Consider the following 14692-nt stretch of genomic DNA (forward strand, 5'->3'; position numbering starts at 1 on the left):
GATGTTTTCTCGTGCCCCATCCTGGCCCGATGACTCGCTTCGACCTGCGCACGGCGGATCTGCGGGCGCTCAACTCGCTGACGAAGTACCCGTCGATCCCCACCTACCACGAGCTCGACCCGCGCGACGGTGTCCTGCTGGAGTCCGCGACCGCGTTCCCGGGCGACGTCATCGCCACCGAGAAGGTCGACGGCACCAACAGCCGCATCGTCCTGCTCCCCGACGGCGGCTACCTCATCGGCTCGCGCGAGGAGTTCCTGCACGCCCGCGGGGACATCGTCGCCAACCCGGCCCTGGGCATCGTGGAGCAGCTGCGCCCGCTGGCCGAGCGGCTGGCGTCCCGCGGCTCGCTGCGCGTGTACTACCTCGAGCTCTACGGCGGCCGGATCGGCGGCGCGGCGCGGCAGTACACCGCGGACCCGGCCCGCTTCGGCCGGCGCCTCTTCGACGTGGTCCTCCTCGACGACTGGGCGACCGCGCTGACCTGGGCCCCGCCCGCGATCTCGGCGTGGCGCGAGTCCGGCGGCCAGCCCTTCGCGACCGAGGAGCAGCTGGTCGCGCTCGCGGCGGACGCGGACGTCGAGCTGACGCCGCGCCTCTTCCGTGCCGGCTCCCTGCCGGAGTCGATCGCGGGCATGCGGGCGCTGCTCGCCGAGCGCCTGCCCGAGACCCTGGTCGGCCTCGACGGCGCGAAGGGCCGGGCCGAGGGCATCGTGTTCCGCGCGCCGGATCGCAAGGTGATCGCCAAGGCCCGCTTCCAGGACTACGCCCGCACCGCGAAGCGGCGCCCTACCGCGGGGTGAACAGCCCGATCGTCTCGAAATGCTGGGTCATGGGGAAGCTGTCGAACGCGCGCAGCCCGGTGAGGCCGAAGCCGAGCTCGCCGAACGTCCGCACGTCGCGGGCGAAGGCGGCCGGGTCGCAGGCCACGTAGGACACGGCCCGCGGCGCCCGCGCGGCGATCGCCTCCACCACGGCGCGGCCCGCGCCCGAGCGCGGCGGGTCCAGGACCACCAGGTCGACCCGCCGCCAGCGCGGGTTGCCCAGCACCTGGGCCACGTCGCCGCGGGCGAAGGTCACGTTCGTCAGGCCGGACAGCGCCCGGCGCCCGGCCGCGACCGCGCGGTGGTCGGACTCGACCACGGTCACCGGGCCGCAGTGCGGGGCCAGGGCGGCCGCGAACACGCCCGCGCCGCCGTAGAGGTCCCACGCCCGCTCGGCCGGCTCGGGCGCGAGCTGCTCGACGACGGTGCCGGTGAACGCCTCGACCGCGTGCGGATGCACCTGCCAGAAGCCGCCGGCGTCGAGGGTCCACTCGTGCCCGGCGGCCCGCTCGCGCAGCTTCGGCACCGGCCCGGACGGCGGGCCGGTGCGGGAGCCGCGGGTCAGCACCGCGGTCTCGCCCGTGGACGCCGCGGCCGCCTCGATCACCGAGCCGGGCGGCCACTGCCGCTCCAGCAGCGGCAGGGCCTGGATCGCGGGGTGGGCGATGCGGCACCGGTCCACGGGCAGCACCTCGGAGGACCGGTGCCGGTGGAAGCCCGCGTGCCCGGCGCCGTCGACCGCGTACTGCACGCGCGTCCGCCACGACAACGGCCCGCCGGGCAGGGCCTCCACGGTGATGTCCGGAATATCGGTCAGGCCGCCGAGGCGGGTCAGCTGCTCGGCCAGGACCTGCGCCTTCATCCGGCGCTGGGCGTCCCAGGAGGCGTGCTGCCAGTCACAGCCGCCGCAGGCCCCCGGGCCGGCGAACGGGCACGGCGGGATCACGCGGTCCGGCGAGGGCAGCAGGATCTCGACCGCGTCCGCGCGCAGGAAGCCCTTGCGCCGCTCGGTGACCACCGCCCGCACCCGCTCCCCCGGCAGCGCGTGCCGGACGAACACCGCCTGCCCGTCGTGCCGGGCGACGCAGAACCCGCCGTGGGCGACCGCCCCGACCTCGAGCTCGAGCGACTCCGCGGGCGCCGTCACGAGTCGGTGCCGGCCGAGGAGCGCGGCCCCCGCTTCGGGCCGCGGCTCAGCGTCGCGTCGAGCCGGTCGATGTCCACCCCTTCGATCGAGCTGAGCTGCCACGGCACCGAGGTCACCATCACGCCGGGCTCGAACAGCAGCCGGCCCTTGAGCCGCAGCGCGCTCTGGTTGTGCAGCAGGTGCTCCCACCACTTGCCGACCACGTACTCGGGGATGAACACCGTCACGACGTCGCGCGGCGAGTCCTGCCGCTTGGTGCGCACGAAGTCGAGGATGGGCCGGTTGATCTCGCGGTACGGGCTGTCGACCACGGTCAGCGCCACCGGAATCCCGCGCCGCTCCCACTCCTCCTGCAGCGCCCGCGTGTCGTGGTCGTCGACGTTCACGGTGAGCGCGGTCAGCGAGTCGGGCCGCGTGGCCTGGGCGTACGCCACCGCGCGCAGGGTCGGGCGGTGCACCTTGGACACGAGCACCACCGCGTGGTTGCGCGCCGGCAGCACCGGCCGGACCTCGGAGGGCTCCAGCTCGCGGGCCACCGTGTCGTAGTGCTTCTTGATGCCGACCATCAGGAAGTAGATGACGATCATCGCGATGATGGCGATGTACGCCCCGAGCAGGAACTTGGTGATGAGCACCACGATGAGCACGGCGCCGGTGAGGGTCAGGCCGATCATGTTGATCGTCCGCGAGCGGATCATCCGGTTGCGGGTCGGCTTGTCGCGCACGGTGCGCAGCAGCCGGTTCCAGTGCCGGATCATGCCGGCCTGGGAGAGCGTGAAGGACACGAAGACGCCGACGATGTACAGCTGGATGAGCCGCGTCACCTCGCCGTTGAACCCGATGATGAGCACCATCGCGGCCAGGGCGAGCAGGATGATCCCGTTGGAGAAGGCGAGCCGGTCGCCGCGGGTGTGCAGCTGCCGCGGCAGGTACCGGTCCTGCGCGAGGATCGAGCCCAGCACCGGGAACCCGTTGAACGCGGTGTTCGCGGCGAGGAAGAGGATCAGCGCGGTGATCACGGCCACCACGAAGAGCAGCACCGACCCGGACCCGAAGACGGTCTCGCCGAGCTGGGTGGTCACCGTCTTCTGCACGTAGTTGGCCGGCCCGCTCTCGATCTGGCTCGGGTTCTCGACGAACTTCAGCCCGGTCTTGTCGGCCAGCAGGATGATGCCGAGCAGCATCGTGATCGAGATCGAGCCGAGCAGCAGCAGCGTGGTGGCCGCGTTCCTGCTCTTGGGCTCCTTGAACGCCGGCACGCCGTTGGAGATGGCCTCGACGCCGGTCAGTGCCGCGCAGCCCGACGAGAACGTCCGCAAGAGCAGGAACGCCATGGCCGCGCCGGTCATGTTGGTGTGCTCGGCGTGGATGACCAGCCCCGCGCTCGGGGCCCGCAGGTCCTCGCCGAGCACGAAGATCTTGAAGAAGCCGGTGAGCACCATCCCGATCATGACGATCATGAACCCGTACGTCGGGATCGCGAACGCGCCCCCGGACTCCCGGATGCCGCGCAGGTTCATCGCCGTGAGCACGGCGATGGCGATGATCGAGATCGCGACCTTGTGGGTGGCGACCCAGGGCACGACGGAGCCGAGGTTGGCCACGCCGGACGCGGTCGACACCGCCACGGTGAGCACGTAGTCGACGAGCAGGGCGCTGGCCACCGCGACGCCGAAGCGGGGGCCGAGATTGACCGAGGCCACCTCGTAGTCGCCGCCGCCGGACGGGTAGGCGTGCACGTTCTGGCGGTAGCTGGCGACGACTGTGAGCATCACCACGGCGACGGCGAGACCGATCCACGGGGAGATCGTCAGGGCCGAGACGCCGGCGATGGACAGGGTCAGCAGGATCTCGTCGGGGGCGTAGGCGACCGACGACAGCGCGTCGGAGGCGAACACCGGCAGCGCGATGCGCTTGGGCAGCAGCGTGTGTTTCAGCCGGTCCGAGCGGAACGGCCGGCCCAGGAGCAGCCGCTTCATGAGGGAGGTGGGACTGGCCACGACGCCTAAGCGTACGGGTCGGCCGTCATCCCGTTGCACCGGTCGGGTCCGCACATGACATCCTCATGACGAAATGCATGAGGACTCGAAAGGCGGGGACGTGCACGTCGTGATCATGGGCTGCGGCCGCGTGGGCTCCACGCTGGCGCAGAGTCTCGAGCAGCGCGGACACACGGTCGCGGTGATCGACGTCGACGCGGACGCGTTCCGCCGGCTCGGCGGCGAGTTCCACGGCACCACGGTCACCGGGGTGGGTTTCGACCGCGATGTGCTGTTGCAGGCCGGCATCGAGCGGGCCGACGCCTTCGCCGCCGTCTCCTCGGGCGACAACTCGAACATCATCTCCGCCCGGGTGGCCCGGGAGACCTTCGGCGTGGACCGGGTCGTGGCCCGCATCTACGACCCGAAGCGCGCGGAGGTCTACGAGCGCCTCGGCATACCGACCGTGGCGACCGTGCGCTGGACCGCCGACCGGATGCTGCGCCACCTGGTCCCCGAGGGCAACGTCGAGATCTGGCGCGACCCGACCAGCACCGTGTCGATCGTCGAGGTGCCGATGCACCCGGACTGGATCGGCCACTCCGTCGGCCAGCTCGAGGCGCGCAGCGGCGCGCGGCTGGCCTACCTCATGCGCTTCGGCCTGGCGATGCTGCCGACCGAGTCGACCGTGATCCAGGACGGTGACCTGGCCTTCATGCTGCTGACCGACGAGCTGGCCGCACCCGTGACGAAGGTCACCGGCTCGGCGCCCGAAGGGGGACACTGACCATGCGCATCGCGATCGCCGGGGCCGGCAACGTGGGCCGCTCCATCGCCAAGGAGCTCGTCGACAACGGCCACCAGGTCATGCTGATCGAGCGCGTGCCGAAGATGGTGCGCCCCGAGCGGGTGCCCGCCGCCGAGTGGATCCTGGCCGACGCCTGCGAGCTGACCAGCCTGCAGGAGGCCGACCTGTCCTCGTGCGACGTGGTGGTCGCGGCGACCGGCGACGACAAGGTCAACCTGGTCGTGTCGCTGCTGGCCAAGACCGAGTTCGCGGTCCCGCGGGTGGTGGCCCGCATCAACCGGGCCGAGAACGAGTGGCTCTTCAACGAGCAGTGGGGCGTGGACGTCTCGGTCAGCAAGCCGCGGCTCATGGCGGCGCTGGTCGAGGAGGCGGTGTCGGTCGGCGACCTCGTCCGCCTGATGACGTTCCGGCAGTCCGAGGCCAACCTGGTCGAGATCACGCTGCCGGAGACCGCGCCGTACGTCGGCCACCCCGTGCGCGACGTCCCGCTGCCGCACGACTCCGCCCTGGTGGCGGTGCTGCGCGGCCGCCGGGTGCTCGTGCCGACCCCCGACGATCCGCTGGAGGCCGGCGACGAGCTGGTGTTCGTCGTCACGTCCGAGATGGAGGACACGGTCCGCGCCGTGATCCTCGGCGAGGACAGCGTCGAGAAGACGCGGGGCAAGATCCTTTAGGCGCGGGACTCGGGTCCGCCGTGGTGCGGACCGTTCCTCCCGCGAGACACCGCTCGGCGCTGGCGCGCCGTCGCTGCCAGGTCCGCGGCTGGTCACCCTGCCCGGATGTCAGCCCGTCGACGGCACCTCGTCGCCGTCCGCCTCGGGCTCGGGCTCGTCGCGCAGGATGCGGCGGGCCCGCCAGACGGTGAGCGCGGCCAGCAGCGCGTAGGGCGGCCACCCCAGCGCCAGCCGCGCGATGCCGAGCAGGTCGTCGGAGTCGGCGCTGGTGTCGCGGTAGATGAGGATCTGCACGCCGAGCTTGAGCGCGTAGACCACCGCCCACAGCACCGTCAGCCACATGAAGGCGCGGCGCAGGCGCAGGTTGTCGTACCACCGGGTGGTGCCCCCGTCGAGGGTCACCGACCACAGCCAGCCGACGAGCGGCCGGCGGATCAGCACCGAGACGAGCATGCCGACGACGTAACCGACGGTGAGCAGCATGCCGGGCAGGTACACGTCCTTGGCGTCGCCGCTCTTCCAGGCGATGTAGGCGCCCAGCGCGATGCCGAAGACGCCGTTGAGCGCGTGCCGGACGGACTCGCGCCGCGTGAGGCGGTACACGGCCAGGGACAGCGCCGCGCCCACGGCGATGATGAGCGACGTCTGCAGCGACCACCACTTGTAGTGGTCGCCCAGGAAGTTGACCACGATGAACAGCGTGATCGGGATGCTGGACTCCACGAGCCCGCGCACGCCGCCGAGCTGCTGCGCCATCTGCACCGAGAACGGGGGAAGCGGCTCCTCCTCGTCCGTCTCGGCCGCGGGGGTGGTCCGGCTACCTGGGTGTCCTGGCTGCATCCGCCCTCATCGTGGTGTGTCGAGGCTCAACGTGGCGTGTCGAGCTCGTAGTACGGGTTGTAGAGCACCTTACGACCATCCCGCAGGGCGATGCGCCCCTTCGCGGTGATTGCTCGACCCGGCTCGATGCCCGCGATGTGCCGCCGCCCCAGCCACACCAGGGTGACCAGGTCGCTGCCGTCGAAGAGCTCGGCCTCGAGCGTGGGCAGGTTGGTGCGCGGGGTGTAGACCACCGTGCGCAGCCGCCCCTTGAGCCGAACGACCTGTCCGCGCTGGCACCGCAGGGCCGGCATGCTGCCGCACTGCTTGGCGTCGCGCTGGAGCTCCTCCGCGTCGAGCTCGGAGTCGCTCGCGGTGAGCCGGCGAAGAAACTTTCGCAGGCCGCGTTCCCCGACCGCGCTCTCACTGTCCGTGGCCATGATGACGGTGCCACCCTCCCTTTCGGCTGCCATGACACCTTCATCAAAAACGGTACGCGTTTTTTCGCTGCTGGCTACGTGGCCTCGGTGACGGCTTTCGGCGCGCTCAGGCGCTACCATGCCGCCCGTCTTCCCGGCCTACTTGCGCGGACGCGGCGACGGCCGCCGGCGCGGCGGGGTCCCGCCGTCGGCCCCGTTCGCCCCGCCGGCCCCGTTCGCCCCGGCGGCGGCCGGCTCGGCCTGCGCCGCCTCGCCGCCCTCGGTGACCTCCTTGGGCAGGTGCAGCGGCAGCGGCTCGCGCACCGGCATGGCCTCGTTGCCGCGCTCGACGACCAGGTTGCGCAGGCACTCCAGCAGCGGCGGGGCGACCTCCGGGTCGACCGCGGCCGGGCCCTGGAACACCGCGCGCACCAGCCAGCGGGGCCCGTCGACGCCGACGAAGCGGATGTCGGTCAGCCCCTCCGGGGTCCGGACCCGGGCGCGCAGCTCGGTGCCGTAATCGCCCTCGGCCTCCTCGGCCGCGACGCCGTCGGTGAACAGCTGCTTGCGGATCTCGGCGCGGACCTCGCCCCAGATGCCCTCGCTGCGCGGCGCGGCGAACACGCCCAGCTGCAGCGCGCTGTCCTCGGAGACGAGGACGATCTGCTGGATCTTGCCGTCGTTGTCGGCCTGGACCCGCACCTCGACGCCCTCGACCGCGGGCACCTTGAGGGAGCCGAGGTCGAGCTGGGCGATGCCCTCGGGCGCCTCGCTGATGTCGTAAGGCCCCTCGATCCGGTTCGACTTGCCGGCGCGCGGCTCGTCGTCCCCGGCCGCGTCCGGGCCTTCGTCGAGATCGTCGAGGTCGAACGACTCCCGGCCGGCCGAGCCGCGCGGGTCCGACTTGGCGTGCTGGCCGTTGCCGCCCTTGCGCGAGAAGATCACTGCTCTGCCTCCAAGTTCGCTGCCGGGACGAGCCCGGCATGCCCGCCGGTCGACCCGTGGCCGCCGGCCCCGCGCACAGTATCGGGAAGGTCCTCGACGACGTGGAAGTGTGCCCGCTCCACGCGCTGGATCACAAGCTGCGCAATTCGGTCACCACGGGATATCTTCGCCGATATCACTCGATCGTGATTGATGAGGTTCACCAGGATTTCGCCCCTGTAGCCCGCGTCCACGGTGCCGGGGGCGTTGACCACGGTCACGCCCATCTTCGCGGCGAGCCCGGAGCGCGGGTGCACCAGGCCGACGTACCCCTCCGGGAGCGCGATCGCGATCCCGGTGCGCACCAGCGCCCGCTCACCCGGCCCCAGCTCCACGTCCTGCGCCGCGTAGAGGTCGGCGCCGGCGTCGCCGGGGTGCGCGTAGGCGGGCAGCGGCAGGCCCGGGTCGAGTTGCCGCACGAGCACGTCCATCCCCATGCCTCCATCCTGCCGGGTCGTGTGCGGGCGCGTTCACGTACCCTCGGCTGTGTGGCAGCACCGAACCCGTACCGCGAGCGGCTCAGCCTGTCGTGGTGGCTGTGGCTGCCCGCCGTGGCCGTCGCCGCGGCGCTCGCCGCCGAGGTCAAGCTGGGCGCCCCGGGCGCGGCGACCTGGGTCGCCTACCTGGTGCTGCTGCCGCTGACCGTCGCCGGGCTCTGGTGGCTGGGCCGCATCCGCATCGAGGTGTCCAACGGGGAGCTGCGGGTCGACGACGCGCGGATCCCGCTGCGGTACGTCGGTGAGGTGACGACGGTGGGCCCGTCGGACAAGCACGACCTGCTGGGGCCGTATGCGGATCCGGAGGCGTTCGTGATCCAGCGGCCCTGGATCGGCCCGGCCGTGCGCGTGGAGGTCCGCGACGAGGCCGACCCGACGCCGTACTGGCTGATCAGCACCCGCCACCCGGACGAGCTCGCCGCGGCGCTGCGCGAGGCCGCTCAGGCCTCGATCGCGCGCTGATCGCCCCCGCCGGGGCCCTTCTTGAGGTCCTTGCGGACCTCGTCGCCCAAGGACAGCGTGGCCCGCCGGTTCAGGAAGCCGCCCACGGCCGCGCCGGTCAGGAACGGTCCCATGGTGCTCAGATTGCGCCCGAAGCGCTTGAGGAGCCGGTCGCGCAGCTCCTTGCGCAGCGCGGTGCCCATCGCCGCCGCCACGCTGCCGCCGACCCGCAGCGGGTTGACGCCCCGCCGCTCGGCCCAGGCCTGGATGAGCGCGAGCGCGCGCTGGGTGCCGGAGCCGGAGATCGGGCGCCCGTACACCGCGTGCAGCTCCCCGATCAGCTTCATCTCCACCGCGACGACCGCGACCGTCTCGGCCGCCAGCAGGACGGGCGCCGAGAGCAGGCTCGGGGTCGCGACCCACTCGACCGCGGCGACGCCGCCGCCGGCCGCGCCGATGCCGGCCGTGACCATCGACGCGTTGCGGATGAGCCGCTCGGCCAGCGTGTCGCCCTCGAGGCCGGGGTAATGGGCGCGCAGGGTCTCCAGGTCGCGCACGGGGATGTGCGGCGCGACCCTGGTCACCGAGTCGGTGACCCAGCCGATCGCCTTGCGCGGCTGGAACAGGTCCTTCACGCCGCGCTCGCCGACCTCGAGGCGCACCAGGCGCCCGAGCAGGCGGCGGCGGTCCTTGACCGGCACGTCGTCGCCGGTCAGCGCGACCACGGCCCGGGAAAGCTCCGCGTCGTCCGCCGGGCCGGCCAGTGAACCTGGCCCGGCCTGCCCCTCCGGCTGGACGGGCGCGTTCTCGGCCGCCTCGTCGGCGGGCACCGGCTGCTCGACCATGGGAACCTCCGTGTTGGTCCACGCCGTGTTCGGCCGCTTCACCACTGCGGCACGTTCACCACTGCAGCACGCCGGCGCCAGTGCCGCGTGATCGACTCGCGTCGCGCGGGCCCGACGTGTTCATGCCCGTTTCACGCCGCGGGCATGCGTGACCGCGGTCACGCACACTCGCGGCAGATCAGCTCCCCGTTGCGCTCGGTCGCGAGCTGGCTGCGGTGGTGCACCAGGAAGCACCGCGAGCAGCGGAACTCGTCGGACTGCATCGGCAGGACCTTCACCGTCAGGTCCTCGTCGGCGAGGTCGCCACCCGGCAGCTCGAAGTTCTCGGAGAGGTCGGTCTCGTCGACATCGACGGTCGCGGACTGCGCGTCGGTGCGGCGGGACTTGAGCTCCTCGAGGCTGTCCTCGCCGAGGTCGACCTCGTCGCGACGTGGCGCGTCGTAGTCGGTGGCCATCGGTGTTCACACTCCCAATTTCATGTCGCCGGGCAGGTTGGGCGCCCGAAGCGACGTCGTCTTCAACGTCCAAGGGCGGCGTACCTTACCGCTCTTGTGCGCTAGTTGTACGCCCGCTCGCGGAAAGTTGTTCCCACTGTGACCGAGGCGACACAACGATCATGCCTCGCGCGGGTCGAACGCGCCCGCAGACCCGCCCCGCGGCGATGGAACGATACCTTCCGGCGCTGCGTCCCGCCCGGAGTCGTACCGCAACGGCGAGGAGGAACTTTGTGGTATGTCCGGTGGGGACTTCAGCGCTTCTCCGGCCCAGGCGCTAACCTCTCCGGCAGCCAGAGCGTCTTCTCTGGTGACAGCAAGAGAGCGGCGCGGGGAGCGAGCCATGAGTTTTGCGCGGGTGAGAGCACTCGCGGTGGTCGGCGTCCTCATCGTCGCCGCGGCGGTGTTCGTGATCGTCGCGGTCGTCAAGGACCATCAGACCGGCCCCGCCGGTGACGCCAAGCAGTGCGCCGAGGGCTCCGTGATGGCCAATGCGAAGCTGCCCACGCAGGAGGACGTGAAGGTCACCATCTTCAACGCGACCAACCGGCCCGGCGCTGCCTCCGACGTCGCGAACGACTTCCTGAGCCGCCGCTTCAAGGAGGCGAAGGTGGTCACCGCCGCGCCCAACCCGCCGGCGAACAAGCCCAACGACGTCGTCGCGATCATCCGCTACGGCCCGGCGACGGTCGGCGCGGCCTGGCTCGTGCGGGCGTACTTCCTGGACCAGGCCCGCCCGGAGTTCGACAAGGCGCGGCAGGACGACAAGGTCGAGATCATCCTCGGCGGAAAGTTCCGCCAGCTGCCGACGACGACCGAGGTCAACCAGGCGATCGCGGCGCTGGGCAACCCGGAGCTGCCCGAGGGCACCTGCGCCAAGGACGAGGGCTGAGGTACCAGTACGGTCACGGTTTCCTGAGGCCGGAAGCCTTACGGCTCCCGGCCATGACGCCGTCGGCGCTTCGCTCACGGGCCCCCGGCCGCGTCCAGCTCGCTGAGCAGCCGGTGCAGCCGCGGGTGCAGGGCCGGCGGCGCCGCGATGACCATGTCGAGGCCGGGCGGGTTGCCGTCCATCCCGGTCACCAGCGCGCCCGCCTCGGCCGCGACGAGCCCGCCGGCCGCGCGGTCCCAAGGGTTGAGGCCCTTCTCGTAGTAGGCGTCCAGGACCCCCTCCGCGACCAGGCACAGGTCCAGCGAGGCGGCCCCGAGCCGGCGGATGTCGCGGATGTGCCCGATCAGCCCGGCCAGCACGCGGGCCTGGTGCAGCCGGCGCTCGGCCGCGTAGCCGAACCCGGTGCCGACGAGGGCCTGACCGAGCTCGGTCTCCCCGGAGACCCGCAGCCGCCGCCCGTCGCAGAAGGCGCCCCCGCCCAGGGTCGCGGTCCACTCGCGGCCGGTCGCGGCGTTGCGCACCACCCCGGCCACGACCACCCCGTCGACCTCGGCGGCCAGCGACACCGCGTATTGCGGCAGGTCGTACAGGTAGTTCACGGTCCCGTCGATCGGGTCGAGGATCCAGCGCACGGCGGAGCGGGCCTGCCCGCCGCCGTACTCCTCCCCGAGCACGGCGTCGCCCGGGCGCGCCTTGTGCAGCTCGTCGCGGACGTGCTGCTCGACCGCGCGATCGGCCGCGGTGACCACATCGGTCGCGGTCGACTTGGTCGCGGCGACGTCGACGCCCTCGGCTCGCATGCGGTTGGCCAGGTCGCCCGCGGAACGGGCGACGGAGACGGCGAGGGCCAGAAGTTCGGCCGGTTGTTCCATGGTCACCATCCTGGCAAAGCCCGGGAAAGCACCGCACAGCCCATCCGTTCGGTCACAAGACGCGCGTCCCGCCCCCTCAAGAGGGGATGTTGGGGCGAGAGAGCGTTACAATTCACGCGCTGCCCGCTGTCGTTCGTGAATCCGCCCGGAGCCACGACCCACACGGGCGCCACCAGACAAGCAACCCGGCCACTCAGCACGGCCGCGCCGTGCGCGAACCCGGCCGCATCGGCCGTCGCTCGCTCATCGCACCGGAAGGTCGTTCGTGACAGCAGCTCACCAGCCCAGCGTTGACGTACGTTCCCTCGCCGACACGCTGATCGCGCGTGCCGCCGCCAACGGCGGGCACCTGACGTCGGCGGAGGTCGCGCAGGCGGTCGACACCGCAGACGTAACACCGGCGCACGCCAAGAAGCTGCTGAGGAGCCTGGCCGAGGCGGGCGTGACCGTCGTGGTCGACGACTCCGCGCACAGCCGCCGCCGCGTCGCCGCCGCCCGCTCCGCCACTCCAGCGTCCAAGGCGGCCACCGCCAAGGCCGCGCCGGCCCGCAAGGCACCCGTTGCCAAGCCGCTCACAGCCGTCGAATCCGCTTCGCCGGAGCCGGCGGCGGCGAAGAAGGTCCCCGTGAAGAAGGCCGCGCCATCGGCGCCCACCGCATCCGCCGCGGCTGCCGCCGCGCCCGCCGCCTCGGCCACGGCACCGGCCAAGAAGGCCGCGCCGGTGAAGAAGGCGGTGAAGAAGGCCGCACCGGCGAAGGCCACACCGGGTGCCAAGGCGGCGCCCGGCACCGCCGCCGACCCGGCGAACCCGACCGGCACGCCGGGCGAGGGCGATCCCGAGCTCGAGGAGATCGACGACGCGGCCCTGGCCGCCGAGATCGAGGACGTCGTCGTCGACGAGCCGGTCGAGGAGACCCAGGCCGCCGAGGCCGACGCGGAGGCGACCGCCACCGACGACGACTTCGCGTGGGACGACGACGAGTCCGAGGCGCTCAAGCAGGCCCGGCGCGACGCCGAGCTCACCGCCTCGGCCGACTCGGTCCGCGCCTATCTCAAGCAGATCGGCAAGGTTCCGCTGCTCAACGCGGAGCAGGAGGTCGAGCTGGCCAAGCGCATCGAGGCCGGGCTCTACGCGGCCGAGCGCCTGCGCGCGGCCGAGGACGCCGGCGAGCCGATGCAGATGCCGGCCCGCCGCGACTTCCTGTGGATCTCGCGCGACGGCGAGCGGGCCAAGAACCACCTGCTCGAGGCCAACCTGCGCCTGGTCGTGTCGCTCGCCAAGCGGTACACCGGCCGCGGCATGGCCTTCCTGGACCTCATCCAGGAGGGCAACCTCGGCCTCATCCGCGCCGTCGAGAAGTTCGACTACACCAAGGGCTACAAGTTCTCCACCTACGCCACCTGGTGGATCCGCCAGGCCATCACCCGCGCCATGGCCGACCAGGCCCGCACCATCCGCATCCCGGTGCACATGGTCGAGGTCATCAACAAGCTCGGCCGCATCCAGCGCGAGCTGCTCCAGGACCTGGGCCGCGAGCCCACCCCGGAGGAGCTGGCCAAGGAAATGGACATCACGCCGGAGAAGGTGCTGGAGATCCAGCAGTATGCGCGTGAGCCCATCTCCCTCGACCAGACCATCGGCGACGAGGGCGACAGCCAGCTCGGCGACTTCATCGAGGACTCCGAGGCGGTCGTGGCCGTCGACGCGGTCTCCTTCTCGCTGCTGCAGGACCAGCTCCAGCAGGTGCTGCAGACCCTGTCCGAGCGCGAGGCGGGCGTGGTGCGGCTGCGCTTCGGCCTCACCGACGGCCAGCCGCGCACCCTGGACGAGATCGGCCAGGTCTACGGCGTGACCCGCGAGCGCATCCGGCAGATCGAGTCCAAGACGATGTCGAAGCTGCGCCACCCGTCGCGTTCCCAGGTTCTGCGGGACTACTTGGACTGAACGATCGTTTTTCGCTCTGCGCGAACCGGGCCGTCCCAAAAGGGGCGGCCCGGGTGTGTTTCGGGTCACCGCGGGCATTACAGACCCGTGGCGGCGCGCCAACCCACTTGTGATCGCAAGCCTGGCGCGATAGGAAGCACGTAGCGGGTATTCGGTTCGTAGCTGGACCGGCCCCGCGAAGTACGACGCAAATGTGACATCGGTCCCGCCGATAAAGTGGGAACGAGTTCGGGCAAGACGGTGTTGAACCATCTGTGAACGACGCAAGGAAGCGTTCGTCGGTGACGATCAGAGGAGGAAGGCGATGACCCCGACCCTCACGCCGCCGCCGGAGACGGCGGCGCCCCCCGCCGCCGAGGAACGGTGCGACCGCTGCAACGCGGCAGGGAAACTTCGAGTTCGGCTCGCCGAAGGCGGCGATCTGATCTTCTGTGGACATCACGCCAACAAGTACGCCGACCAGCTGGTCAAGATCGCTGTCGAGTACGCCGTGGCCCCGGACTTCTCGTGGCGCGGCTCCGAACTCTCGGCCGGCTGAGACCAATACGCCTGACCGCAGGGCGACCCTCCGGGTCCCCTGCGGTCTTTTTTGTGCCCGGGGGCCGGTTGGGCGCGATATGTCGGGCGCTGGCGCGCCACGACATATCGGATTTATACCCTGTCAGGCGACAAGTCCGATTGGTCGAATTTTGCGGCCCGCCACCGGGTGCGTCGCACCGCCGTTGAGCAGCCGCTCGCACGGCCTCGGGCCGGTTCGCGACCGCCATTTCGCCCGACCGGCGGGCTGATCCACACCGCCAGGCGGTCGCGACCCCCCGCGCGGCGGCCCGGCACACCGCACGTCAGCTCCCGCCCGCACGGCGCGCCGCAGCCACCGGGCAACTGCTCGCACGGCCTCGGGCCGCACGCCACACGTCAGCTCGGGCCTGCACGGCGCGCCGCAGCCACCGGGCAACTGCTCGCACGGCCTCGGGCCGCACGCCACACGTCAGCTCGGGCCTGCACGGCGCGCCGCAGCCGTTGAGCAGCCGCTCGCACGGCCCCAGACCGGT

16 protein-coding genes are annotated in these 14692 nt (G+C 71.7%); 7 read left to right on the forward strand and 9 right to left on the reverse strand.

Annotation, left to right across the window (positions count from 1 at the left end; genetic code table 11):
- Positions 1–29: 29 nt before the first annotated feature.
- Entirely contained in the window at positions 30–803 is a 774-nt protein-coding gene (locus tag AC6JBM_RS35350) for an RNA ligase family protein (RefSeq protein ID WP_497978301.1), read from the forward strand.
- Here the strand turns inward: AC6JBM_RS35350 and AC6JBM_RS35355 are convergent.
- Positions 790–1971 carry a class I SAM-dependent RNA methyltransferase gene (locus tag AC6JBM_RS35355; RefSeq protein ID WP_497978302.1) on the reverse strand — a complete coding sequence of 394 codons (1182 nt, stop codon included), beginning with the start codon at positions 1969–1971 and terminating at the stop codon, positions 790–792. The two genes, AC6JBM_RS35350 and AC6JBM_RS35355, sit on opposite strands and share 14 nt — an antisense overlap.
- A complete protein-coding gene (locus AC6JBM_RS35360) occupies positions 1968–3971 on the reverse strand; it encodes an APC family permease (protein ID WP_497978303.1) in 2004 nt (667 codons plus the stop codon). Before AC6JBM_RS35360 ends, AC6JBM_RS35355 begins: the two co-directional genes overlap by 4 nt.
- Positions 3972–4071: 100 nt before the next feature.
- Here AC6JBM_RS35360 and AC6JBM_RS35365 point away from each other — a divergent pair, with 100 nt between their 5' ends.
- Both AC6JBM_RS35365 and AC6JBM_RS35370 read left to right on the forward strand, forming a co-directional pair.
- A complete protein-coding gene (locus AC6JBM_RS35365) occupies positions 4072–4737 on the forward strand; it encodes a potassium channel family protein (RefSeq protein ID WP_350622170.1) in 666 nt (221 codons plus the stop codon).
- Positions 4734–5432 (forward strand): potassium channel family protein, encoded by a 699-nt coding sequence (locus AC6JBM_RS35370; protein WP_433089910.1) that lies wholly within the window; start codon positions 4734–4736, stop codon positions 5430–5432. The genes AC6JBM_RS35365 and AC6JBM_RS35370 overlap by 4 nt, the downstream gene beginning before the upstream one ends.
- Positions 5433–5540: 108 nt before the next feature.
- Here the strand turns inward: AC6JBM_RS35370 and AC6JBM_RS35375 are convergent, their stop codons facing one another.
- From AC6JBM_RS35375 to dut, 4 genes are all read right to left on the reverse strand, one after another.
- The gene (locus AC6JBM_RS35375) at positions 5541–6272 is read right to left on the reverse strand and encodes a DUF3159 domain-containing protein (RefSeq protein WP_497978304.1); all 732 of its coding nucleotides are present in this window, start codon (positions 6270–6272) and stop codon (positions 5541–5543) included.
- A 26-nt stretch (positions 6273–6298) separates the two neighbouring features.
- Positions 6299–6691, reverse strand: coding sequence for an OB-fold nucleic acid binding domain-containing protein (locus AC6JBM_RS35380; RefSeq protein ID WP_497986582.1), 393 nt, complete (start codon positions 6689–6691; stop codon positions 6299–6301).
- 138 nt (positions 6692–6829) lie between these two features.
- Positions 6830–7615 carry a DUF3710 domain-containing protein gene (locus tag AC6JBM_RS35385; protein WP_497978305.1) on the reverse strand — a complete coding sequence of 262 codons (786 nt, stop codon included), beginning with the start codon at positions 7613–7615 and terminating at the stop codon, positions 6830–6832.
- Positions 7612–8085 (reverse strand): dUTP diphosphatase, encoded by a 474-nt coding sequence (gene dut / locus AC6JBM_RS35390; protein ID WP_433084595.1) that lies wholly within the window; start codon positions 8083–8085, stop codon positions 7612–7614. The genes AC6JBM_RS35385 and dut overlap by 4 nt, the downstream gene beginning before the upstream one ends.
- A gap of 57 nt (positions 8086–8142) precedes the next feature.
- Here dut and AC6JBM_RS35395 point away from each other — a divergent pair, with 57 nt between their 5' ends.
- A complete protein-coding gene (locus AC6JBM_RS35395) occupies positions 8143–8613 on the forward strand; it encodes a DUF3093 domain-containing protein (RefSeq protein WP_497978306.1) in 471 nt (156 codons plus the stop codon).
- On the opposite strand, the gene AC6JBM_RS35400 is transcribed toward AC6JBM_RS35395, so the two are convergent.
- Both AC6JBM_RS35400 and AC6JBM_RS35405 read right to left on the reverse strand, forming a co-directional pair.
- Positions 8592–9437 (reverse strand): hypothetical protein, encoded by an 846-nt coding sequence (locus AC6JBM_RS35400; RefSeq protein WP_497978307.1) that lies wholly within the window; start codon positions 9435–9437, stop codon positions 8592–8594. The two genes, AC6JBM_RS35395 and AC6JBM_RS35400, sit on opposite strands and share 22 nt — an antisense overlap.
- A 158-nt stretch (positions 9438–9595) precedes the next feature.
- Entirely contained in the window at positions 9596–9892 is a 297-nt protein-coding gene (locus tag AC6JBM_RS35405) for a DUF4193 domain-containing protein (RefSeq protein WP_350622132.1), read from the reverse strand.
- Positions 9893–10289: 397 nt separating this feature from the next.
- Between AC6JBM_RS35405 and AC6JBM_RS35410 the strand changes: the two genes are divergently transcribed.
- On the forward strand, positions 10290–10823 hold the full coding sequence (locus AC6JBM_RS35410) for a LytR C-terminal domain-containing protein (protein ID WP_497978308.1): 534 nt from the start codon (positions 10290–10292) through the stop codon (positions 10821–10823).
- Positions 10824–10897: 74 nt separating this feature from the next.
- Here AC6JBM_RS35410 and AC6JBM_RS35415 read toward each other — a convergent pair whose 3' ends face one another.
- On the reverse strand, positions 10898–11704 hold the full coding sequence (locus AC6JBM_RS35415) for an inositol monophosphatase family protein (protein ID WP_497978309.1): 807 nt from the start codon (positions 11702–11704) through the stop codon (positions 10898–10900).
- A gap of 256 nt (positions 11705–11960) precedes the next feature.
- Here AC6JBM_RS35415 and AC6JBM_RS35420 point away from each other — a divergent pair, with 256 nt between their 5' ends.
- Positions 11961–13640 (forward strand): RNA polymerase sigma factor, encoded by a 1680-nt coding sequence (locus tag AC6JBM_RS35420; protein WP_497978310.1) that lies wholly within the window; start codon positions 11961–11963, stop codon positions 13638–13640.
- Positions 13641–13944: 304 nt separating this feature from the next.
- Positions 13945–14178, forward strand: a complete 234-nt coding sequence (locus tag AC6JBM_RS35425) for a DUF7455 domain-containing protein (RefSeq protein ID WP_350622164.1) — start codon at positions 13945–13947, stop codon at positions 14176–14178.
- Positions 14179–14692 lie beyond the last annotated feature (514 nt).

This window comes from Dactylosporangium thailandense, from assembly GCF_059739745.1.